Below are 1,019 nucleotides of genomic sequence, written 5' to 3'. Positions count from 1 at the left end.
GGGACAGGAGCAGGAAAAGTAACGTTCACATTGGTAAGCACGCTTCCTGCAGGCTTAACAATCAACGCAGACAAAACCATCACAGTGGCTCCGGGCACAGCCTCAGGAAACTACGAAGTGGAATACACGATCTGTGACAACGACCATGCGCTTAACTGCGATACGGTTAAGAGTTATATCCAGGTTACGGGCGATGTTTTGGTTGCCAATGCAGACAACCCTTCATCGGTGACACAGTCGGCAACGGCCCAGACGATCATCACCGTTGTGGATAATGATACCAGAAACGGGCAGCCATTGACGGCATCCGAAGTAAAAATAACGACGACAGTTGCGGACCCTTCAGGTTATCTGACATTGGATCCGACGACGGGAGTTGCGACGCTTGGGGCTAATGCACCGGCGGGAGCCTACAGCTTGACGTATTCGATCTGCGACAAGACCAATGCATCGAACTGCTCAACGGCTACAGTAACTTTGACAGTAAATGATCCGGTTGTGATCCCTGTAATCGACGCTGTGACAGAAACCACCACAGCGATCAACAGCAACAACGGAGGCACGACGATCTCGCTTACCGCCAATGATACATTGAACGGAACACCGGTAACGGTTGGGACAGGAGCAGGCAAAGTAACGTTCACATTGGTAAGCACGCTTCCTGCAGGCTTAACAATCAACGTAGACAAAACCATCACAGTGGCTCCGGGTACCACTTCAGGAAACTACGAAGTGGAATACGCGATCTGTGACAACGACCATACGCTTAACTGCGATACGGTTAAGAGTTATATCCAGGTTACGGGCGATGTTTTGGTTGCCAATGCAGACAACCCTGCATCGGTGACACAATCGGCAACGGCCCAGACGATCATCACCGTTGTGGATAATGATACCAGAAACGGGCAGCCATTGACGGCATCCGAAGTAAAAATAACGACGACAGTTGCGGACCCTTCAGGTTATCTGACATTGGATCCGACGACGGGAGTTGCGACGCTTGGGGCTAATGCACCGGC

The 1,019-nt window shown here is 51.2% G+C and carries 1 protein-coding gene; it reads left to right on the top strand.

From position 1 onward, the window contains the following. Window positions 1-1,019 (top strand): Ig-like domain-containing protein (locus FN795_RS21510; RefSeq protein ID WP_394345185.1); only part of this gene is annotated, 1,019 nt, incomplete at both ends.

The sequence above is a fragment of the Flavobacterium resistens genome, from assembly GCF_900182645.1.
GTDB classification, from domain to species: domain Bacteria; phylum Bacteroidota; class Bacteroidia; order Flavobacteriales; family Flavobacteriaceae; genus Flavobacterium; species Flavobacterium resistens.
This window is presented reverse-complemented; position numbering and strand designations above follow the sequence as displayed.